We start from the raw sequence: 20,566 nt of genomic DNA, 5'->3' as shown, positions 1-20,566 counted from the left end.
ACTCATCATGGCTTTTAATCTGCGTAACCGTAACTTCCTGAAACTGCTGGACTTCACCCCGCGCGAAATCCAATACATGATCGACCTGGCCATCGACCTGAAGAAAGCCAAATACGGTGGCTACGAGCGCAAGCATCTGGTCGGCAAGAACATCGCCCTGATTTTCGAGAAGACCTCCACCCGTACTCGTTGTGCGTTTGAAGTGGCGGCCTTCGACCAGGGCGCTCAGGTCTCCTACCTTGGCCCAAGCGGTTCCCAAATCGGTCACAAGGAGTCCATGAAGGACACCGCTCGTGTACTGGGTCGCATGTATGACGGTATCGAATACCGCGGCTACGGTCAGGAGATCGTGGAAGAGCTGGGCGCCTACGCCGGTGTCCCGGTCTGGAACGGCCTGACCAACGAATTCCACCCAACCCAGATCCTGGCCGACTTCATGACCATGCTGGAGCACGGCAAGGGCAAGCGTCTGGATCAAATCAAGTTCGCCTACCTGGGTGATGCCCGCAACAACATGGGTAACTCCCTGATGGTCGGCGCCGCCAAAATGGGTATGGATATCCGTCTGGTCGCTCCGAAAGCCTTCTGGCCGGAAGAGGAGCTGGTTGCCAAGTGCCGCCTGATCGCCGAAGAGACCGGCGCACGCATCACCCTGACCGAAGATGTGAAAGAGGGTGTGCTGGGTGCGGACTTCCTCTACACCGACGTCTGGGTATCCATGGGTGAAGCGAAAGAAGCCTGGGATCAGCGCGTCAAACTGATGACTCCGTATCAGGTCAACATGGATGTCATCAACGCCACCAAGAACCCGGATGTGAAGTTCATGCACTGCCTGCCGGCGTTCCACAACGACGAGACCACCATGGGCAAGGAAGTGGCTGACAAATATGGCATGAAAGGCCTGGAAGTGACCGAGGACGTGTTCGAATCCGAGCACAGCATCGTGTTCGACGAGGCCGAAAACCGGATGCACACCATCAAGGCAGTGATGGTTGCTACGCTGGGCGACTAAGGTCGCAGTAGTGGTGCCGGGGGGCGACCCCCGGCTTTTCGACCATGTGACAGCGGCATAATACCTCTAACCCTACAACCCGCAGCCTGCATGGATACCACACCCACAGAAGGAAGCTGGACCATGACCAAATTCAAGTTCCCGTCAGCCTACACGATACTGTTTGTGCTGATCGCCCTGGTGGCCGCCCTGAGCTGGATAGTGCCGGCCGGCAAATATGAGATGACCATGAACGAAGCCCTCGGCAAAGAAGTGCCGGTGGCGGGTACCTACAAACTGGTGGAGGGGAATCCCCAGGGGATCGTCGACGTGCTGTTGGCACCTATCGATGGCCTCTACAACCACGACACCTATGAGGCAGGCGCCATCGACGTCTCCCTCTTTATCCTGATCATCGGTGGTTTTCTTGGCATTGTGACCAAGACAGGTGCCATCGATGCCGGTATCGAACGTGTGACCGACCGTCTGCGTGGCCGTGAAGAGTGGATGATCCCGATCCTGATGGCGCTGTTCGCCGCAGGGGGCACCATCTACGGCATGGCCGAAGAGTCGCTGCCTTTCTACACCCTGCTGGTGCCGGTGATGATGGCCGCCCGCTTCGACCCTGTGGTGGCAGCGGCAACCGTATTGCTGGGCGCCGGTATCGGTACTCTCGGCTCAACCATCAACCCGTTTGCCACCGTTATCGCCGCCAACGCCGCCGGGATCTCCTTCACTGATGGTATCTGGCTGCGTGTCGCCATGCTGGTCGCCGGTTGGCTGCTCTGCGTTGCCTACGTCATGCGTTACGCCAAGATGGTGCGCAGCGATCCGAGCAAATCTCTGGTGGCTGACAAGTGGGAAGAGAACCGTGCCCACTTCCTTGGCAACAAGAGCGACCAGATGCTGGAGTTCACCCTGACCCGTAAAATCGTGCTGGGTATCTTCGTCGCCGCCTTTGCCGTGATGATCTATGGTGTGGCCGTGCTGGGCTGGTGGATGGCGCAGATCTCCGGTGTGTTCCTGGCTGCCGCCATCATCGTTGGTCTCATTTCCCGTATGAGCGAGGAGGAGTTGACCTCCAACTTTATCGACGGTGCCCGCGACCTGCTGGGTGTGGCGCTGATCATCGGTATCGCCCGCGGTATCGTGGTGGTAATGGATAACGGCATGATCACTCACACCATTTTGCACAGTGCAGAAGGGATCGTGACTGGCCTCTCCACTATCGTCTTTATCAACGTGATGTTCGTGCTGGAAGTGGTGCTCTCCTTCCTGGTGCCGTCCTCCTCCGGTCTGGCTGTGCTGACCATGCCGATCATGGCGCCGCTGGCCGACTTCGCCAACGTGGGCCGCGATTTGGTGGTGACTGCTTACCAGTCTGCCTCCGGTCTGGTGAATCTGGTGACCCCGACCTCCGCCGTGGTTATGGGCGGTCTGGCCATCGCCAAGGTGCCTTATGTGCGCTGGCTGAAATGGGTGGCTCCGCTGCTCGGTATCCTGACCGTGCTGATCGTGGTCTGCCTGAGTCTGGGCGCCGTGCTCTCCTGAGGATGACAAGCAAGATGAAACGGGAGCCTGCGGGCTCCCGTTTTTTATGGGCGCAAGAAGTGATGGACAGAAAATAGCAGGCAACAAAAAGGCGACCCGCAGGTCGCCTCGATGTATTTGGGGGAAATGGCTTAGCGGGCCTGCGCCAGCGTGCGCACCACGGCGGCATGGGCCTGACGGGTACGGCTGATATGGCGCGGCGCGACCAGCACCACGTCATTGCCTGCGACGGCGCCCATGATCTCGGGATTGGCGTTGCGATCCAGCAGGCGAGCCACCACGGTGGCGGCCCCCGGAGTGGTGTGGATCAGCACCATCTGCTGGTTGTGTACCACTTCGCGCACCATGTCGTGGATCGAGCGGGTGCTGCCGGCGGGCTCCAGCTGCTCATCGACCAGGGTGTAGACCTTCTTGCCGTTGGCATTTTGGGCCTTGGCCACGCCGAGGCGGCGCAGCAGGCGGGAGATGGTGGATTGGCTGATGTCGGCAAAGCCGCGCTCCGACAGCTCGCGGCGGATCTCTTCCTGGGTGCTGTAGCAGTGCTGACCGATGATCTGGCGACAGGCATCCAGCTGGGCCAGATCGGGCTCTTGGGCAACGGGACGACTGAGGGTTTTGACCACGGCGAATTCCTTTGATGATGACCGGAGGTAAACGCGCGATATCTGCCATAGCTGTCAGTTATCAGGCAAAAACACTGATAATCCATCTATATGCAGGGAATGAGCGGGCATTACCATCTTGCGATGGCAAATTATAGCTGACTGGAAATTCGGTGATGTGACAGGGTTCAAAAATGGGCCCCGCAGGGCCCAATCAGATATCAGTAACGCTCGCTGACGATGTCCTGAGTGAAGGACTTCTCGCAATATTTGCACTTCATCCGTACCACGCCTTTCACTTCGCGCACCCGGAAGTAGCTGTCTACCGGCTCGTTATGGGAGATGCAGTTGGAGTTGGGGCAGTGGAACACCCCGGCGATGAACTCCGGCAGCTCCAGCTGGTGCTTCTTCACCACATTGAAGTCTTCGATGATGTTGACGGTCGCTTTCGGGGCGAACAGCGCCAGCTGGTTGGCCTGTTGCTCGGTCAGACGGGTGTTCTCAATCTTGATGAGATCCTTCTTGCCCAGCGCGCCGGATTTCAGGTTGAAGCCGACGGTGATCCGCTCCTGGGTTTCGACCAGCTGGAACAGCTTGAGGATCTTGATGCCCTGGCCAGCGGGGATGTGATCGATGACGGAGCCGTGACGGATGGCTTCGACTTGCAGTTGGTTCTTGTCAGACATGATATTCCCCTAAGCTCAGACAGTTTCGTTCAGTACCAGTGCCAGCAGCGCCTGGCGTGCATAGACCCCGTTCTCCGCCTGCTGGAAGTAGCAAGCGTGGGGAGTCTTGTCGACCGCCACATCGATCTCGTCGACGCGGGGCAGGGGATGCAGGATCTTCATGGTGGGCTTGGCCCCTTCCAGAGTCGCCAGCTCCAGAATGAACTTGGCGGCCATGTGCTTGTATTCGGTCTCGTCGAAGCGCTCTTTCTGGACGCGGGTCATGTAGAGGATGTCCAGCTCCGGCATCACCTCTTCCATGGTCTGGTGGACGCTGAACTGTATGCCCTTCTCTTCCAGCTCTTCGCAGATGTAGTCCGGCATCGCCAGCGCTTCCGGGGAGATGAAGAAGAAGCGGCAGTTGAACAGGCTGAGGGCCTGGGCCAGCGAGTGCACGGTGCGGCCATATTTCAGGTCACCGACGAAGGCGACGTTGAGGTTGTCCAGACGGCCCTGGGTCTCATGGATGGTGAACAGGTCGAGCAGGGTCTGGCTCGGATGCTGGTTGGAGCCGTCGCCGCCGTTGATGACCGGCACGCGGGAGAACTCGGAGGCCAGACGGGCCGCGCCCTCTTTCGGGTGGCGCATCACCACCGCATCCGAGTAGGAGCCGATGATCTTGATGGAGTCAGCCAGCGTCTCGCCCTTCTTGGCGCTGGTGTTGCCACCGTCGGCGAAGCCGATGATGTTGCCGCCAAGGCGCTGTACCGCGGTCTCGAACGAGAGGCGGGTGCGGGTGGAGGCTTCGAAGAAGCAGCTGGCAACCAGCTTGTCTTTCAACAGGCTGGTGTCAGGTTCAGCCTTCAACCGTTGTGCGGTTGAGACTACCAGTTCCATTTCTGACCGGGTCAGGTCCGAAATGGAGATGACATGTTTCTTATAGAGTGGATTGGTCATCGTCTGCATTCCCTTTGACATCATTGGAGGTTTTTCGGGCACAAAAAAAAGCCCCTGAAACAGGGGCTTTTTTTAAAAATAACTGGGGATCGTTGGGGTGGGAACCGGAAACAACGGGGCCGCTCTGGTGCGCACCACCCGTCTGCAAGGCTGTTTTCTGAATCAAAAACTGCATCGTTTCGTCCCGACCTTTTTCAAAACCGGACAGATTATAGGGCCGCTTTTTTAATTGTCAAAATTTTATTTCCGATGCCAATTTCAGCATGAAAAACGTTTAAGTGGCGGAAACATGACGACAAATCCACACTCTGTGCGTCTCTTGCAGCGATTCCCCATCGCGGGCCATGGCGCGCAAATAACCGAGTCTGTGGTGCCCTTCCAGCAGGCAGTAGGGGCGGGGCAGGGGATGGCCGTTCGGGTAGCTGGCTCCCTCCTCCGGCGCCAGTACGATGACAGGTTCCGGCCAGGTGCCTTCGTTCAGCATCTTCTCGCCGAGCCAGGAGCGACGCACATAGCGGTTGCTGCGCAGCATCTCGCCCCAGCGCTCGATCACCTCCATATGGCGGGAGTCCACCTGATCCACCAGTTGCGCGGTGGGCCAGCTTTCACAGGTGAACTGATGGTTGGCGAGATCGATAAAGCTCCAGTTGGACTCAAAACCGCGCCAATGACGGTAAATCCACTGGGAAAGCACATTTTCAGGAATAAAGGGCACCAGCGGCGCGACCCGTTCAAGATAGGCGGGCAGGGACTCTGTTTTGCGTTCATCCCTGAAGTTGAGGGGCGCCAGTTGTTGGAGCAGTCGGTAATTGAGCATAAGTGGCCTCCCGGTACCTGATTTCACCCTACCCCCATTTATGTCCCATTCCTACCCCGGCAGGGCTGCAAATACAGCAAGTTATCCCGCTTCGCTGCACAAACAACCGCGACTTGTTCGGGATTTGTGCAATCGCATCGAAAGCGTAAAAAAAGCCTTTACCTTTGATCTCCACTTTGTATACTACGCCTCGTTTGTTGCAGGGGCGTAGTTCCAATTGGTAGAACAGCGGTCTCCAAAACCGATGGTTGCGGGTTCGAGTCCTGCCGCCCCTGCCATTTTCAGAAAGGCCAGCTCATTGAGCTGGCCTTTCGCATTTCCGGCGTTCGCCCATTTATCCACCTCTCCTTTCTCTTTTTCTCCTTGCGGTTAGCCGTCCGGTGACTGTGGCCACATTGATCTCGATGTCTGCCGCAAGAGCGTTCAGTGTGCTGCAACCCGCTGTTTCAGGACGGTGACCAGCCGCTGGTGGCGGGCGGGGAGCGGCCACTCTGCGCGGTAGATCAGCCAGAGGGTGTCGATCACTTCAATGCTGCTCTGGATCACCCGGATCTTCTCCTGCTGGGCAAAGGCGGTGACGGCGAAGCGGGGCAGCACGGTAAAGCCGAGGCCGCGGGCGACCGGCTCCAGGATCAGGCCGATCTGGTTGGTAAAGCCGCGCAGGGGGATCTCGTCAACGCGCTGGCCGGGGTAGCGTCGTCCCAACAGGCGTTGTGCCATGCTGCGGCCATCCGGGTGGTCGATAAAGCCGAGCTTGCAGAGGTGCTGCCAGCTCTGCTCCTCGCCGTCGTTGGGCACCACCAGACAGAGGGGTTCGCGGGCGAAGGGCTCGGCGGCGATGCTGGGGTGCTCCGGCGGTTGATCCACCAGTCCCAGATCGCTGCGCCCTGCCAGTACCGCCTGCACTATGTCGGGGGTGGGGGCGAAACGGTGCTGGATGGTGAGTCCGGGGTGCTCCTGTTGCTGGTCGAGCAGCAGGGGATAGAGCAGCAGACCAATGCTGCCCGGGGTGGACAGGGTGATGGCGCCGCGGTGAGGATCGTCGTCAGAGAGACGGGCCCGCAGCTGTTCGGCGGCCTGCGCCTGCTGGCGGGCGAAGTCGAGCAGCACCAGCCCGCGCGGAGTGAGCTCCAGCTGACGGGGCTTGCGCAGCAGCAGGGGGCCAAATTCGGCCTCGAGGCGCGAGATATGCTGACTGACGGCGGCCTGAGTGAGATCCAGCTGCTCGGCGGCACGGGTAAAACTGCCGGTTTCATGCACCACCACCAGGGTGTGGAGCCAGAGTGGATTAACCATAAATTTAATTTATGCCTTCCATTAGTTTGACCTTATTTTTCATTATGTCGCCCCTTCCTATCATGTCACCTGTTTCCCACACACAATTTCAAGGTGACGTATGACCTATCCACGCAACTTCTCCCACATCGGCATCACGGTGACTGACCTCGACAAAGCGGTCGAGTTCTATACCAAGGTGATGGGTTGGTATCTCATCATGCCGGCCACCACCATCACCGAGGATGACTCTGCCATCGGCGTGATGTGTAACGACGTGTTTGGCCCGGGTTGGGGCTCCTTCCGCATCGCCCACCTCTCTACCGGCGACAAGATCGGCATCGAGCTGTTCGAGTTTCCCAACAGCGAGCGCCGTGAGAACAACTTCGAATTCTGGAAGACCGGGGTGTTCCACTTCAGCGTGCAGGATCCGGATGTCGAGGGGCTGGCGGCGCGCATCGTCGCGGCGGGCGGCAAGCAGCGGATGCCGGTGCGCGAGTACTACCCGGGCGAGAAGCCCTACCGCATGGTCTACATGGAAGATCCCTTCGGCAATATCGTCGAGATTTACAGCCACAGCTATGAGCTGACCTACTCCGCCGGTGCATATCAGGGGTAAGTGACAGGCCGCCTTCGGGCGGCCTGCTGCTTTGTTGTTACAAGAGTCAGTAGCATGGAATAGCGATCTGGTTCACACGAATAGCGCGTTCTGTTGTTGATAGATGGGAAAATATACAGATTCACTAAAGTCTGTTCATATTGCGGCCGATAGCCTTTGATACATCAGGGTTTTCCCTGCCTGACACAACAACAAGGATTCGTCGTCATGACCCTCTCTCTGCGCGGCAAGCTGCTGGCCACCAGTCTTGGCGTAGTGCTGCTGATGGCATCACTGCTCGGCATCGTTGCCTTTCACACCCTAAAATCCCGCACCATGAGCGCCATCCAGAGCGAGGCGGTCAACTATGGCCACGCCTACTCGGTCGCCATCGGCGAATGGATGACGGATCGCAAGAACACCGTCCATGCGCTGGTCAACCTGATCAGCGATAACCCCCAAGCCGAGCTGGTGCCGCACCTGAAGCAGGCCTATACCTCCGGCGGCTTCGGGCTCACCTATTTTGGCTCCGCGCAGGGGGTGATGACCCGGCAGGACCCCTCCCTCAACACCGGCAACTATGACCCGCGCGAGCGCCCCTGGTACCAGGATGCGGTGAAAGCGGGTCAGCTGATCGTCACCGCCCCCTATGTCAGCGTCACCATGCAGAAGCTGGTGGTCACCCTCTCCGAGCCGGTACGCCATCAGGGGGCGCTGGTCGGTGCCGTGGGGGCCAACCTGGCGCTCGACAAGCTGATCGACGAAGTACTGGCGATGAAGGTGCAGGGTGAAGGCTATGCCATGCTGCTCGACAGCAGCGGCCTCATCGTCGGCCATCCGCAGAAGGATTTGGCGCTCAAGCCCATCGCCGAGCTGGCGCCGGGACTCTCTGCCGCCACCTTCCAGCAGTGGGGCCGCGAAAACAGCGAGCTGCACGCCGCCACCCTCGACGGGCGGGATGTGCTGCTGGCGGTACAACCGGTACCGGGCACCGACTGGCTGCTGGCCATGGTGATGTATCGCGATGTGCTGGAGGCGCCGCTCAGCAGCCTGCTGTGGGAGCTGGTGGGGCTGACCCTGGTGCTGATGCTGGTATTCAGCGCTCTGCTCACTGCCACCTTCAAATACCTGTTCGCCGATCTCGGTCGGGTCGCGCACGCCCTGCACGACATTGCCCACGGCGAGGGGGATCTCACCGTTCACATCAACACCCACAGCAAGGATGAGGTGGGTCAGCTGGCCCAGAACTTCAACCAGTTCGTGGCGCGGCTGCACGGCATCGTCAGCCGGTTGCGGGATGTGACCATCGAGCTGGCGGCACAGTCTCGCGCTCAGGCGGCCGGGGCGCAGGCTCGCAGTCAGCGGGTGCGCCAGCAGCAGGACGAGATCGTGATGGTGGCGACCGCGGTGACCGAGATGGCTTCCGCTACCCAGGAGATCGCCGGCAACGCCGAGTTTGCCGCCACCACCGCCACCGATGCGGTTGCACTGGCGGTCGCCGGTCAATCCCAGGTTGGCCAGAGTCAGCGCAGCATTACCGGTCTGGCGGACGAAGTGGCCGATGCCAGCCAGATCATCAATGAGCTCGACAGCCATGCCCAGAAGATCAGCGGCATTCTGGCGACCATCAGCGGCATCGCCGAGCAGACCAACCTGCTAGCGCTCAACGCCGCCATCGAGGCGGCCCGGGCCGGTGAGCAGGGCCGCGGTTTTGCGGTAGTCGCGGACGAGGTGCGGGTGCTGTCGCGCCGTACCCACGACTCCACCGACGAGATCCAGCAGATGATCGAGACCCTGCAGCAGACCACCCGTCGCGCCGTGGGTGGCATGGAGACCAGCCGTCAGCTGGCGGGTACCAGCGTCGAGGATGCGGAAGCGGCCAACCAGAGCCTTGCCCGGATCAACGAGGCGATCGGCTCCATCAGCGACATGGCGACCCAGATCGCCGCAGCGGCCGAGGAGCAGACCTCGGTGACCGGCGAGATCAGCCGCAATACCGAGAATATCCGCCACGTCTCGCAAGAGCTGGCCGAGCAGGCGGGCAGCGAGGCGGCGCAGGCGGCTGAACTCAAGTCGTTGACCGAGCGGCTGGAGCAGGAGATCGGCCGCTTCCGGCTCTGACATCCCGCCACGCCAGCAACAGAAAGGGCAGCCCGCGGGCTGCCCTTTGTTATTTCACGACTGGCTTAAGGGGTCTGTTTGACCCAGATAAGCTGGTCGGTGGCAAAGCCCAGCGACTTCGCTTGGGCGACCAGCGCATCCACCTTCGCCTTGGGCGGGTTGGGTGAGCGGGAGAGGATCCAGAGGTAGTCGTGGTTGTAGCTGGTCACCAGCGAGAGCTGATAATCGGGGTCGAGGTCGATGACGTTGTAGCCGCCGTAGAAGGGGCCGAAGAAGCTCACCTTGAGCCGCGCCTCGTCCGGGTTGCCGACGAAGTAGGCCTTGCCCTCGGCTTCGCGCCAGCTGCCATCGCTCTGCTTGCCGCGGTTGAGCACCTTGACGCCGCCATCATCCCGCAGGCTGTAGGTGGCGCTCACCTGCTCCAGCCCCCGCTCGAAGCTGTGGTCGAGGCGGGCGATTTCGTACCAGGTACCGAGATAACGATCGAGCTGGAAGCCGGTAACGGGGCGAATGCCGTCGGCAATCCCGGTACAGGCCGTCAGCAGTAAAGCGGTGAACAGGCAAAGCAGTGAACGCATAAGTAATCCCTCTCTTGTTATCCCTCGATGATGCGCAGCTGGCCATCCCGGAAGCGGGAGGCCTGATCCGTCGGCGTGCTGCCGAAGAAGCGCTTGTACTCCCGACTGAACTGGGAGTTGCTCTCGTAACCGACTCTGGCCGCCGCGGTGCCCGCTTTGATGCCATCGTGCAGCATCATCATCCGCGCCTTGTGCAGGCGAAATGACTTGATGTACTGCAGCGGCGAGGTGGCAGTGACCGCCTTGAAGTGGTGGTGAAAGGCGGAGACGCTCATGTTCACCTCCCGCGCCAGCTCCTCCATGGTGAGGTTGTCGGCATAACGGGACTCTATCATACGCAGCACCCGGGCGATCTGGCCCACATGGTTGTGGCGATTGGCGAGCGCTTGCAGCGCCGGGCCGCCCCCCTCGGTGAGGGCGTGGAACAGCATCTCCCGCACCGTTTGCGGTCCCAGCACCCTGGCGTGCAGCGGGTTGTCCATCAGCTCGATTAGTCGCTCGGCGGCGCAAAACATGGTTTCCGACAGGGGGACCGAGTGGACGCCGCTCTTTTGTGGCGCGGGGGCGGGCAGGGCATCGCCAAGCTCCAGCAGCAGCTCTTGCAGGGTGACCAGATCGATCTCGATGGTAAAACCGATAAGCGGCTGCTCGGGGGAGGCGAAGCACTCGCACTCGCAGGGGAGCGGCAGGGTCATCAGCAGATAGTGATTGGGGTCGTAGCGAAATACCTGATCCGCCAGATAACCCACCTTGTGTCCCTGCAGGATAACGATCATCCGCGGTTGGTAGAGCACCGGGGTGCGGCCATGGTGCTCGGTGGTATAGATGAGGTTGACCTGTTTCACCGGTGATGGGGTGATGCCGGGTGCGGTGACGTGGCGGGTCAATCTGGCGGCGAGGTCGCTGTAACGGTTTTGCATGGGCGCTCTTTGATTCGACAGTTCCGGTTTTCGCTGCTTTGTAGAAATAGGCAAGAATCAAGCAGGATGTTGTCTTGATGGTAGGGTGGTTCTGGAGAAAAATGCAATCATGATTTCGCGGCCTGGCCGCCCTGACTCTCAGAAGAAGGCAATGTCGATGAACAACTTTACTCTCCATACCCCGACCAAAATCCTGTTCGGCCAAGGGCAGATCGCCCAGTTGCGCGAGCAGCTTCCGAGCGATGCCCGCGTCTTGATCACCTACGGTGGCGGCAGCGTGGTACGCAGTGGCCTGCTGGAACAGATCCGCAACGAGCTGGCTGGCATGACCCTGTTTGAATTTGGCGGCATCGAGCCGAACCCGGCCTACGAGACCCTGATGGGCGCCGTGGAGCTGGCCCGTGCCGAGCGTGTCGACTTCCTGCTCGCCGTTGGCGGTGGCTCCGTGCTCGATGGCACCAAGTTTATCGCCGCTGCCGCGCACTACGATCCGGCCAAGGATCCCTGGCACATTCTCGAGACCGTCGGCAGCGAAGTGCGCTCCGCCATCTCGCTCGGTTCCGTGCTGACCCTGCCGGCGACCGGTTCCGAAATGAACATGGGTGCCGTCATCACCCGTCGCAGCAGTGGCGACAAGGTGCACTTCTTCTCGCCGTTCGTGATGCCGCGCTTCGCGGTGCTCGATCCGGTGCTCACCTACACCCTGCCCGAGCGTCAGGTAGCGAACGGGGTAGTGGATGCCTTTGTTCACATCGTGGAGCAGTACCTCACCTATCCGGTCAATGCCAAGGTGCAGGATCGCTTCGCTGAAGGCTTGCTGCTGACCCTGATCGAAGAGGGCCCCAAGGCGCTGGCCGAGCCGCACAACTACGAGGTACGCGCCAACATCATGTGGAGCGCCACCATGGCGTTGAACGGCCTGATCGGTGCCGGTGTACCACAGGACTGGGCCACCCACATGCTGGGTCACGAGCTGACTGCCCTGCACGGCCTCGACCACGCCCAGACTCTGGCGGTGGTGCTGCCCGCCCTGCTGCAGGCCAAGCGCAAACAGAAACATGCCAAGCTGCTGCAATACGCAGAGCGGGTGTGGGGTCTGCACAGCGGTAGCGAAGCGGAGCGCATCGACGATGCCATCGCCGCGACCCGCGACTTCTTCGAGCGGATGGGGGTCAAGACCCGACTGCGCGACTACGGTCTGAAAGATCTGGGTATCGACACCCTGATCGGCAAGCTGGGTGAGCACGGTATGACTGCCATCGGCGAGCACGGCGACATCGATCTGGTGCAGAGCCAGCATATTTATGAAGCGGCCTGGTAAGGGCCGCCAATCGGTGCCAAACGGGCGAAACGATTGAATTGCCGGGGCCCTCTCCCGCCATCTGGCGGCTGAGCGGCCCCGCTTTTGTTGGGAAAATGTTACTTTTCGGCGTTTCGCTGCGAGAAGTGAGACGAAAGCGGATTTCGTAAGAACAAAAAACGCTAAGATAGAGGGCCGGTAAAACATTTTTTTTGACTGGTTGGATCACTTTTTTCAGCCGTTTTTACTGGTATAAGCCTCTAATTTGGTTTGTTTTTTTTAATCGTAGCCAGGGATGGGCTGAATTCTGTACGAGTGCCGTCGGGACTGCGGTTGTAATAAAACTCCAAAATTTGATACTAATCACCTTCGCGCCTGAAAAGCGGGGGCCTGACCATGACAGGAGGTTGAGGTAAAGCCTACTGATTTTCATAACAAAGAGCCCTGGACCTGCACTTTGGTCATGTCTTGTTTCGTCAGAAGTGAGACACTGGGCAGCGATTGTTTATTAACCATCAGGGAATAGTCATGCAGATTGGAATACCGAGAGAGAGTCTCGCCGGTGAGACCCGGGTCGCAGCGACCCCGGCTACCGTCGAGCAGCTGAAAAAGCTCGGCTTCGAGGTCGCCATCGAGACCGGCGCAGGCCTGTCGGCCAGCTTCGATGATGCCACCTTCGAGGCTGCCGGTGCCAGCGTGGTGCCGAATGTCTGGCAAGCCGACCTTATCTTCAAGGTCAATGCGCCGACCGATGCCGAGATCGCACAAATTAAAGATGGCGCCACTCTGATTAGCTTCATCTGGCCTGCCCAGAACCCCGAGCTGGTCAAGAAGCTGTCCGAGCGCAACATCAATGTAATGGCGATGGATATGGTGCCGCGGATCTCCCGTGCCCAGTCCCTCGATGCCCTCTCCTCCATGGCCAACATCGGTGGCTATCGCGCCGTGGTTGAAGCTGCGCACCAGTTCGGTCGCTTCTTCACCGGTCAAATCACCGCAGCCGGTAAAGTGCCGCCTGCCAAGGTACTGGTGATCGGTGCCGGTGTTGCCGGTCTGGCTGCCATTGGTACGGCCGGTTCCCTCGGTGCCATCGTGCGTGCGTTCGATACCCGTCTGGAAGTGGCCGAGCAGATCGAATCCATGGGTGGGGAATTCCTCAAGCTCGACTTCGGTGGCGAAGATGGCGCATCCAGCGATGGTTACGCCAAAGTCATGTCCGATGAGTTCATCAAGGCCGAGATGGAGCTGTTCGCCCAGCAGGCCAAAGAGGTGGACATCATCATCACCACCGCCCTGATCCCGGGCAAGCCGGCTCCCAAGCTGATCACCAAAGAGATGGTCGACAGCATGAAGCCGGGCTCCGTCATCGTGGACATGGCCGCTCAGGCTGGTGGCAACTGTGAATACACAGTGCCGGGTGAGCTGCATGTCACCGCCAACGGCGTCAAGGTGATTGGTTACACCGATCTGCCGGGTCGTCTGCCTGCCCAATCCTCCCAGCTCTACGGTACCAATCTGGTCAACCTGATGAAGCTGATGTGCAAGGAGAAGGACGGCAACGTTGCCATCGACTTCGAAGACGTGGTTCAGCGCAACATGACGGTGATCCAGGCCGGTGAAGTGACCTTCCCGCCGCCCGCCATCTCCGTCTCTGCTGCCCCGCAGAAACCGGCCGCCGCCAAACCGGCCGCCAAGAAAGAAGAGGCCAAGCCCTCCAACAAGAAGTTCGTGTTCGGTGCCATCGGTATCGCCGCCTTCGGCTGGATTGCGTCCGTTGCCCCGGCAGCCTTCCTCTCCCACTTCACCGTATTCATCCTGGCCTGTGTGGTCGGTTACTACGTGGTGTGGAACGTCTCTCACGCCCTGCACACGCCGCTGATGTCGGTCACCAATGCCATCTCCGGCATTATCGTGGTCGGTGCCCTGCTGCAGATCGGGCAAGGGTCGACCCTGGTCACCGCGCTGGCGTTCATCGCCGTGCTGATTGCCAGTATCAACATCTTCGGCGGCTTCACCGTCACTCAGCGCATGCTGAAGATGTTCCGTAAGGATTAAGGGGGTTTAACGTGTCTCAAGGACTGGTAACAGCATCCTATATCGTTGCCGCCGTGCTCTTCATCCTCAGTCTCGCGGGACTGTCGAAGCAAGAAACGGCCAAGCATGGCAACCTGTTCGGTATCGCGGGTATGGCTATCGCCCTGCTCGCCACCGTATTCAACCCGGAGACCAGTGGCGTTCACTGGATCATCCTGGCCATGGTGATCGGCGGTGCCATCGGCGTGCGTCTGGCACTCAAGGTCGAAATGACCGAGATGCCCGAGCTGGTGGCCGTGCTGCACAGCTTCGTGGGTATGGCGGCAGTACTGGTGGGCTTCAACAGCTTCATCGATCTGCACCCTTCTGCACCTGCTGAGGTCGTCGTCTCCGTCGGTTCCAATCTGGATGCCACCCTGGCAGCCGCCCGTGCGGCGTTCGAGCAGGCCAACAGCGTTGCCCAGGTCGAGCACCTGACCGGCGCCATGCTGAACATCCACCTGGTCGAGATCTTCCTGGGCGTCTTCATCGGTGCCGTAACCTTTACCGGTTCCGTGGTTGCCTTCGGCAAACTGCGTGGTCTCATCTCCTCCAAGCCGCTGATGCTGCCGCACCGCCACAAGCTGAACCTGCTGGCCGTGGTCGCCTCGCTGGCGCTGATGGTTTACTTCGTCAACGCGGGCGGCTCTACCTTCGCCCTGCTGGTGATGACCCTGATCGCCTTTGCCTTCGGCTGGCATCTGGTTGCCTCCATTGGTGGCGCAGACATGCCGGTGGTGGTCTCCATGCTGAACTCCTACTCCGGTTGGGCGGCAGCGGCGGCGGGCTTCATGCTCTCCAACGACCTGCTGATCGTCACCGGTGCCCTGGTGGGTTCCTCCGGTGCGATCCTCTCTTACATCATGTGTAAGGCGATGAACCGCTCTTTCATCTCCGTGATCGCCGGTGGCTTCGGCTCCGACGGCGTAGCCTCCACGGCTGATCAGGAGATGGGCGAATACCGCGAAACCAGCGCCGAGGAAGTGGCTGACCTGCTGAAAAACTCCAGCTCCGTCATCATCACCCCGGGCTACGGCATGGCGGTGGCGCAGGCCCAGTATCCGGTGGCTGAAATCACCCAGAAGCTGCGTGATCGCGGCGTCAAGGTGCGCTTCGGTATCCACCCGGTTGCCGGTCGTCTGCCTGGCCACATGAACGTGCTGCTGGCGGAAGCGAAAGTCCCGTATGACATCGTGCTGGAAATGGACGAGATCAACGACGACTTCGCCGATACCGATACCGTGCTGGTGATCGGTGCCAACGACACCGTCAACCCGGCTGCGATGGAAGATCCGGGCAGCCCGATCGCCGGTATGCCGGTACTGGAAGTGTGGAAAGCGCAGAACGTCATTGGCTTCAAGCGCTCCATGAACACTGGCTACGCCGGTGTCCAGAACCCGTTGTTCTTCAAAGAGAATACCCAGATGCTGTTTGGCGATGCCAAGGCCAGCGTCGAGGCAATCCTGAAAGCACTGTAAGTGCCATTCAGAGACTGGATATAAAGGAGGCTTCGGCCTCCTTTTTTATTACTCATCCCTTGTATATCCTCAATCCATACGGACCATGAGGGATCTCCATGATGTGGTGTCAGGGTTGGCGAAGGATAGGGTTGTACGGCTGGCTGCTGGCCTCCCTGTTTGGTACTGGTTCGGCAGTGGCGGCGGACGAGCCGCCGACTCTGACGCTGCTGACCGAGCTGTGGCCCCCTTATGTGATGCGTGGTGACAATGGCGAGCTGGCCGGCGCCGATCTCGATCTGGCCTGTACCGTGTTGCGCCAGATGGGTTATCGCACTGAAATCAGGGTGCTGCCCTGGAAGCGGGTTCTGCAGCAGGCCCGTCTCAAGCAGGGGGATGCGGTAGTCGACGTATTCTTTGAACCTTCCCGCCAGCACTGGCTTCACTATCCCGAAGAGCCGCTCTCTTACAGCGGTGAAGTGCTCTTCTATCCGACGGTTCGTCCGGTGGATTTCAAGCAGCTATCCGACCTCAAGGGTCTGCGGATAGGTATTCAGGAAGATTATGCCTACAGCCCCGATTTTCTGACCGATCCCGGGGTGATCCGGATGCCGATGACGGGGGAGGGGAATGCCATCAAACAGCTGCATCTGATGATGGCAGGTCGGCTGGACGGGGTGGTGCTTAACGAGCGGGTCGGTCGTTATCTGCTGCATACCCAGGGGTTGCAGGATCAGGTGAACCACGGCTCGCGCCTGCTGACCGATGACAACCGCAACTTCCTCGCGTTTACCCACAAGCCCGGCCACGACCAGCTGGCTATCCGCTTCTCCTCTGCCCTCAAGGCGTTCAAACAGACTCCCGCCTACAAGCAACTGCTGGCCCGCTATCACCTCTGAGTTGCCGCCCTGCTGTGCGCCGCTTCACAATTTGTCGCACTTTGTTAAAAGGTGGGCATAATGGCGAACAAAAAGGGGATACCGCTCAACATTAGTTGATCTTGTTGATAGTAGAATCAACTGCGGTTTACTCAAAGTTACTCATATATGTCCACAGCAGCCACCACTGACCAGGTCAATTCGTTAACGGATGAAGAACGTCATCTGATCGCCAGTTTCGAGCCCGCGGTCGAGGCGCTGGCCGCGCTGTTTGGCGCAGGGTGCGAGGTGGTGTTGCATGCGTTCGATACGCTGGATGCATCGGTCATCAAGATTGCCAACGGCCATGTCACCGGTCGTCGGGAGGGGGCGCCGGTCACCGACTTTGCCCTCAACCGCTTGCAGGGGGAGGCGGGCAGCCAGTGGAGCAGCTACTTCAGCCGTACCCGCGACGGGACGCTGATGAAGTCCTCCTCCATCACCATCAGCAACCGGCAGGGCAAGCCCATCGGCATGCTCTGCGTGAACTTCAGTCTGGATACCTCCCTTGGCAGCCTGCTCGATACCTTTGCGCTGCCAGCGGCACCGGCGCCGCTCAACAACGAGACCTTTGCCAGCTCGGTGGATGATCTGGTGACCCAGGTGATTGAGAAGGTGGATCGGGACGATTCGCTCTCCTGCACGGTGCGCAACAAGGAGATAGTGACCCGGCTCTTCGACATGGGGATCTTCGAGATCAAGGAGGCGGCCCAGCTGGTTGCCCGGATGCTCGGCATCTCCCGTCATACTGTTTATCTGCATATCCGCAACCACAAGGCGGATCTGAACAAGCAATAATTGCCTGCGGGCACCCTGTACATGAGAAACACTGCGATGAAAGCACAATGGACCGACTTTATTACCCTGCTCAAGCGTGAAGTGGTGCCGGCCCTGGGCTGTACCGAGCCGATGTCGGTGGCGCTGGCGGCGGCCAACTGCCGCAAGCTGCTGGGGGAGACCCCGACCCGCATCAGCGTCTGGGTCAGTGGCAATCTGTTCAAGAACGGCATGGGGGTCGGGGTGCCGGGTACCGGCATGATCGGTCTGCCGGTGGCCGCTGCGGTCGGCATCACAGGGGGCAATCCCGATGCCGGGCTGGAGGTGCTCAAGACCCTCACACCAGAACAGGTGGAAGCGGCCAAGGCGTTGCTGCCGGTGATCAAGGTGGATGTGAAGGATGTGCCTGACGTGCTCTACGCCGAGGTGCTGGCCGAAGTGGAGGGCCATAGCGCCCGGGTGGTGATCTGCACCGACCACACCCGCATCATCCTGATGGAGAAGGATGGCGAGGTGCTGATGGAGCAGGCCAGTGCCCCCGGCGTACAGATCCAGCCAGCCAAATCCGCCAAACCGGCCATGACCCTGCGGGAGATCGTCGATTTTGCATTGGAAGTGCCGCTGGCGGAGATCGACTTTATCCGCGAGGCCGCCACCATGAATCAGGCGCTGGCGGACGAAGGGTTGCAGGGTTACGGCCTGAAGATCGGCAAGATCCTCACCGAGCAGGTGGAGCGCAAGCTGCTCTCCGATGACCTGATGACTCTGGCGATGCGCCTCTCCTCCGCTGCCTCCGATGCACGGATGGATGGCGCCATGCTGCCCGCCATGTCCAACTCCGGCTCCGGCAATCAGGGCATTGCCGCCACCATGCCTGTGGTCGCGGCGGCCCGCTTCCTCAAGGCGAGCGACGAGCAGCTGACTCGGGCGCTGGTGATGAGCCATCTGGTGGCCATCTACATCAAGACTTACCAGAACAAGCTGTCGGCCCTCTGCGCCGCCAGTACCGCCGCCATGGGGGCCGGTGCCGCCATCACCTGGCTGCTGGGCGGCCAGTATCAGCAGATCAGCCACTGCATCAACAACATGATTGGCGATGTCTCCGGCATCATCTGCGACGGCGCGGGCAGCGCCTGCTCCATGAAGGTCTCCACCTCCACCTCGGCGGCGGTTAAGTCTTCGCTGATGGCTATCAACAACCTGCATGTCCCCCAGAGCGAGGGGATCGTCTCCGACGATGTGGACCAGACCATCGCCAATCTGGGACGACTCTCCAAAGAGGGGATGCTGGATACCGACATCGAAATCATCAATATCATGCGAGCGAAACAGCAGAAGCAGTGAATCTGTGACAAGGGGGCGATAGACCCCCTTGTTCTTGTCACGACGGCGCAGACCGTCTGACACGGTTGCCAGGGCAAGCATGGCGCTTGCTCTTGTTTCTCGGGCCCAAGCCCGCTTTTTGGGGAGTCATACCATGACATTTAGCGTTATCGGCAATCTGGCCATCGCCGCCATCTTGCTGTTCTTTCTCTACCGGTTACAGGAAAAACATGTGAGCTTCACCCGCCGGGTATTTGCCGGTCTGGGGCTCGGTATTCTGTTCGGCGCCGCGTTGCAACTGCTTTACGGTGCTGGTTCGTCCGTCATTGTTCAGACCATCGACTATCTGGATATTGTGGGTAGCGGCTATGTGAAGCTGCTGCAGATGATCATCATCCCGCTGATCATGGTCTCCATCATCAGCGCCATTCTCAAGCTCAATGGCGGCACTGCGCTGGGCAAGATCAGCGCCATGACCATAGGCGTGCTGATCTTCACCACCGCCATCGCCGCCGGGGCGGGCATCCTGATGTCCAACTTGTTTGGCCTGACTGCTGAAGGGCTCACCTCCGGTGCCGCCGAGAGCGCTCGTGGCGCCGCGCTGCAGACCACCCTCGGCAGCGTCGAGAGCATGTCGTTCGCCAAGATGATGCTGGAGTTCATTCCTGCCAACCCCTTCCTCGACATGACCGGGGCGCGCAAGACCTCCACCATCGCCGTGGTGATCTTCTCCATCTTCATCGGCCTCTCCGCTACCGGCATCGCCCGCAAGAAGCCGGAGATCTTCGCCAGTTTCAGCCACTTCGTGGCCGTGGCGCATGCCATCGTGATGCGGATGGTGACTCTGGTGCTGCGCCTGACCCCGTTCGGCGTGCTGGCGCTGATGACCAAGGTGGTCTCCGGTTCCAACTACGCGGATATTCTCAACCTGCTCAGCTTTGTGATGGCCTCTTACGGCGCCATCGCCATCATGTTTGTCGTGCACCTGCTGCTGGTGAGCATGGTCGGCATCAACCCGCTGCGCTTCCTCAAGAAGATCACGCCGGTGCTGGCGTTTGCCTTCACCTCCCGTACCAGTGCGGGCTCCATTCCGATGAACGTGCAGACCCAGACCAAGTCGCTGGGTATTCCTGAGGGGATCGCCAACTTCGCTGCCTCCTTCGGTTCCACCATCGGCCAGAACGGCTGTGCCGGTATCTATCCTGCCATGCTGGCCGTGATGATTGCCCCGACCGTCGGGGTCAACCCGATGGATCCCGGCTTTATCATGACCCTGATCGCCATCATCACCGTCAGCTCCTTCGGGGTGGCCGGGATTGGCGGCGGCGCCACCTTTGCCGCGCTGATCGTGCTCTCCGCACTGGACTTCCCGGTGGCGCTGGCCGGTCTGCTCATCTCCATCGAGCCGCTGATCGATATGGGCCGTACCGCGCTTAACGTCTCCGGCTCCATCACCGCAGGGACGGTCACCAGCCGCCTGATGGGCGAAACCGACATGCATGTGTTCAACAGCGATCACGAAGTGAGTCTGGACGGCGAAGAGTCTACCGTCTGATTTGCTGTCGGTTGATCTGCCCGTGGAAAGGGGTGACTCTTTCCCGTCATAGACCGCAGGGAGGGCATGCCCTCCCTGCGCCATTGAGA

Annotated in this window: 19 protein-coding genes and 1 tRNA gene; 12 read left to right on the top strand and 8 right to left on the bottom strand. The window is 60.0% G+C overall.

Annotation, left to right across the window (positions count from 1 at the left end):
* Nucleotides 1-7 precede the first annotated feature (7 nt).
* Both argF and AB5Y73_RS18200 read left to right on the top strand, forming a co-directional pair.
* Complete coding sequence (gene argF, locus AB5Y73_RS18205; RefSeq protein WP_005339721.1) at nt 8-1,012, top strand: ornithine carbamoyltransferase; 1,005 nt, start codon at nt 8-10, stop codon at nt 1,010-1,012.
* Nucleotides 1,013-1,135: 123 nt separating this feature from the next.
* Entirely contained in the window at nt 1,136-2,542 is a 1,407-nt protein-coding gene (locus AB5Y73_RS18200; RefSeq protein WP_005339725.1) for a YfcC family protein, read from the top strand.
* A gap of 131 nt (nt 2,543-2,673) precedes the next feature.
* On the opposite strand, the gene AB5Y73_RS18195 is transcribed toward AB5Y73_RS18200, so the two are convergent.
* The 5 genes from AB5Y73_RS18195 to AB5Y73_RS18175 all read right to left on the bottom strand — a co-directional run bounded on the left by AB5Y73_RS18195 (nt 2,674) and on the right by AB5Y73_RS18175 (nt 5,583).
* A complete protein-coding gene (locus AB5Y73_RS18195) occupies nt 2,674-3,165 on the bottom strand; it encodes an arginine repressor (protein ID WP_005339728.1) in 492 nt (163 codons plus the stop codon).
* 200 nt (nt 3,166-3,365) lie between these two features.
* Complete coding sequence (gene pyrI / locus AB5Y73_RS18190; RefSeq protein ID WP_005339730.1) at nt 3,366-3,830, bottom strand: aspartate carbamoyltransferase regulatory subunit; 465 nt, start codon at nt 3,828-3,830, stop codon at nt 3,366-3,368.
* 15 nt (nt 3,831-3,845) lie between these two features.
* Nucleotides 3,846-4,766 (bottom strand): aspartate carbamoyltransferase, encoded by a 921-nt coding sequence (gene pyrB / locus AB5Y73_RS18185; protein ID WP_005339735.1) that lies wholly within the window; start codon nt 4,764-4,766, stop codon nt 3,846-3,848.
* On the bottom strand, nt 4,747-4,941 hold the full coding sequence (locus tag AB5Y73_RS18180; RefSeq protein WP_013724188.1) for a hypothetical protein: 195 nt from the start codon (nt 4,939-4,941) through the stop codon (nt 4,747-4,749). Before AB5Y73_RS18180 ends, pyrB begins: the two co-directional genes overlap by 20 nt.
* A 99-nt stretch (nt 4,942-5,040) precedes the next feature.
* A complete protein-coding gene (locus tag AB5Y73_RS18175) occupies nt 5,041-5,583 on the bottom strand; it encodes a hypothetical protein (protein WP_107683219.1) in 543 nt (180 codons plus the stop codon).
* Nucleotides 5,584-5,784: 201 nt separating this feature from the next.
* On the opposite strand from AB5Y73_RS18175, the gene AB5Y73_RS18170 reads away from it, so the two are divergent.
* Nucleotides 5,785-5,861, top strand: a tRNA-Trp gene (locus AB5Y73_RS18170).
* Between the two features lie 145 nt (nt 5,862-6,006).
* On the opposite strand, the gene AB5Y73_RS18165 is transcribed toward AB5Y73_RS18170, so the two are convergent.
* Nucleotides 6,007-6,879, bottom strand: coding sequence for a LysR family transcriptional regulator (locus AB5Y73_RS18165; RefSeq protein WP_107683220.1), 873 nt, complete (start codon nt 6,877-6,879; stop codon nt 6,007-6,009).
* A 100-nt stretch (nt 6,880-6,979) separates the two neighbouring features.
* Here AB5Y73_RS18165 and AB5Y73_RS18160 point away from each other — a divergent pair, with 100 nt between their 5' ends.
* Nucleotides 6,980-7,477, top strand: coding sequence for a lactoylglutathione lyase family protein (locus tag AB5Y73_RS18160; RefSeq protein ID WP_005339743.1), 498 nt, complete (start codon nt 6,980-6,982; stop codon nt 7,475-7,477).
* 207 nt (nt 7,478-7,684) lie between these two features.
* Nucleotides 7,685-9,577, top strand: a complete 1,893-nt coding sequence (locus AB5Y73_RS18155; RefSeq protein ID WP_107683221.1) for a methyl-accepting chemotaxis protein — start codon at nt 7,685-7,687, stop codon at nt 9,575-9,577.
* A 65-nt stretch (nt 9,578-9,642) separates the two neighbouring features.
* On the opposite strand, the gene AB5Y73_RS18150 is transcribed toward AB5Y73_RS18155, so the two are convergent.
* Together AB5Y73_RS18150 and AB5Y73_RS18145 are read right to left on the bottom strand one after the other, a co-directional pair.
* A complete protein-coding gene (locus AB5Y73_RS18150) occupies nt 9,643-10,155 on the bottom strand; it encodes a lipocalin family protein (protein ID WP_107683222.1) in 513 nt (170 codons plus the stop codon).
* A 17-nt stretch (nt 10,156-10,172) separates the two neighbouring features.
* The gene (locus AB5Y73_RS18145) at nt 10,173-11,075 is read right to left on the bottom strand and encodes an AraC family transcriptional regulator (protein ID WP_019446575.1); all 903 of its coding nucleotides are present in this window, start codon (nt 11,073-11,075) and stop codon (nt 10,173-10,175) included.
* A gap of 157 nt (nt 11,076-11,232) precedes the next feature.
* Between AB5Y73_RS18145 and yqhD the strand changes: the two genes are divergently transcribed.
* The 7 genes from yqhD (at nt 11,233) to AB5Y73_RS18110 (ending at nt 20,477) form a co-directional block, all read left to right on the top strand.
* Complete coding sequence (yqhD, locus tag AB5Y73_RS18140; protein ID WP_107683223.1) at nt 11,233-12,396, top strand: alcohol dehydrogenase; 1,164 nt, start codon at nt 11,233-11,235, stop codon at nt 12,394-12,396.
* A 507-nt stretch (nt 12,397-12,903) separates the two neighbouring features.
* A complete protein-coding gene (gene pntA / locus AB5Y73_RS18135; RefSeq protein WP_181497666.1) occupies nt 12,904-14,430 on the top strand; it encodes a Re/Si-specific NAD(P)(+) transhydrogenase subunit alpha in 1,527 nt (508 codons plus the stop codon).
* Nucleotides 14,431-14,441: 11 nt separating this feature from the next.
* Entirely contained in the window at nt 14,442-15,926 is a 1,485-nt protein-coding gene (gene pntB / locus AB5Y73_RS18130; protein ID WP_005339759.1) for a Re/Si-specific NAD(P)(+) transhydrogenase subunit beta, read from the top strand.
* A gap of 98 nt (nt 15,927-16,024) precedes the next feature.
* Entirely contained in the window at nt 16,025-16,804 is a 780-nt protein-coding gene (locus AB5Y73_RS18125) for an ABC transporter substrate-binding protein (protein ID WP_058056221.1), read from the top strand.
* 147 nt (nt 16,805-16,951) lie between these two features.
* Nucleotides 16,952-17,620 (top strand): transcriptional regulator, encoded by a 669-nt coding sequence (locus tag AB5Y73_RS18120; protein ID WP_058056220.1) that lies wholly within the window; start codon nt 16,952-16,954, stop codon nt 17,618-17,620.
* Between the two features lie 21 nt (nt 17,621-17,641).
* Complete coding sequence (locus AB5Y73_RS18115; RefSeq protein WP_041234985.1) at nt 17,642-18,943, top strand: serine dehydratase subunit alpha family protein; 1,302 nt, start codon at nt 17,642-17,644, stop codon at nt 18,941-18,943.
* Between the two features lie 133 nt (nt 18,944-19,076).
* On the top strand, nt 19,077-20,477 hold the full coding sequence (locus tag AB5Y73_RS18110; RefSeq protein WP_005339766.1) for an L-cystine transporter: 1,401 nt from the start codon (nt 19,077-19,079) through the stop codon (nt 20,475-20,477).
* Nucleotides 20,478-20,566: the final 89 nt, after the last annotated feature.

The sequence above is a fragment of the Aeromonas sp. s7(2024) genome (genome assembly GCF_040907825.1).
In the GTDB taxonomy this organism is placed as follows: domain Bacteria; phylum Pseudomonadota; class Gammaproteobacteria; order Enterobacterales; family Aeromonadaceae; genus Aeromonas; species Aeromonas veronii.
Note: the sequence above shows the minus strand (reverse complement) of the source record. Positions and strands in the feature narration are given on the sequence as shown.

Coding starts and splice junctions, on each gene's coding strand:
- argF (WP_005339721.1), top strand. CDS start 8: ATGGCTTTTAATCTGCGTAACCGTAACTTCCTGAAACTGCTGGACTTC.
- AB5Y73_RS18200 (WP_005339725.1), top strand. CDS start 1,136: ATGACCAAATTCAAGTTCCCGTCAGCCTACACGATACTGTTTGTGCTG.
- pyrI (WP_005339730.1), bottom strand. CDS start 3,830: ATGTCTGACAAGAACCAACTGCAAGTCGAAGCCATCCGTCACGGCTCC.
- pyrB (WP_005339735.1), bottom strand. CDS start 4,766: ATGACCAATCCACTCTATAAGAAACATGTCATCTCCATTTCGGACCTG.
- AB5Y73_RS18180 (WP_013724188.1), bottom strand. CDS start 4,941: ATGCAGTTTTTGATTCAGAAAACAGCCTTGCAGACGGGTGGTGCGCAC.
- AB5Y73_RS18175 (WP_107683219.1), bottom strand. CDS start 5,583: ATGCTCAATTACCGACTGCTCCAACAACTGGCGCCCCTCAACTTCAGG.
- AB5Y73_RS18165 (WP_107683220.1), bottom strand. CDS start 6,879: ATGGTTAATCCACTCTGGCTCCACACCCTGGTGGTGGTGCATGAAACC.
- AB5Y73_RS18160 (WP_005339743.1), top strand. CDS start 6,980: ATGACCTATCCACGCAACTTCTCCCACATCGGCATCACGGTGACTGAC.
- AB5Y73_RS18155 (WP_107683221.1), top strand. CDS start 7,685: ATGACCCTCTCTCTGCGCGGCAAGCTGCTGGCCACCAGTCTTGGCGTA.
- AB5Y73_RS18150 (WP_107683222.1), bottom strand. CDS start 10,155: ATGCGTTCACTGCTTTGCCTGTTCACCGCTTTACTGCTGACGGCCTGT.
- AB5Y73_RS18145 (WP_019446575.1), bottom strand. CDS start 11,075: ATGCAAAACCGTTACAGCGACCTCGCCGCCAGATTGACCCGCCACGTC.
- yqhD (WP_107683223.1), top strand. CDS start 11,233: ATGAACAACTTTACTCTCCATACCCCGACCAAAATCCTGTTCGGCCAA.
- pntA (WP_181497666.1), top strand. CDS start 12,904: ATGCAGATTGGAATACCGAGAGAGAGTCTCGCCGGTGAGACCCGGGTC.
- AB5Y73_RS18125 (WP_058056221.1), top strand. CDS start 16,025: ATGATGTGGTGTCAGGGTTGGCGAAGGATAGGGTTGTACGGCTGGCTG.
- AB5Y73_RS18120 (WP_058056220.1), top strand. CDS start 16,952: ATGTCCACAGCAGCCACCACTGACCAGGTCAATTCGTTAACGGATGAA.
- AB5Y73_RS18115 (WP_041234985.1), top strand. CDS start 17,642: ATGAGAAACACTGCGATGAAAGCACAATGGACCGACTTTATTACCCTG.
- AB5Y73_RS18110 (WP_005339766.1), top strand. CDS start 19,077: ATGACATTTAGCGTTATCGGCAATCTGGCCATCGCCGCCATCTTGCTG.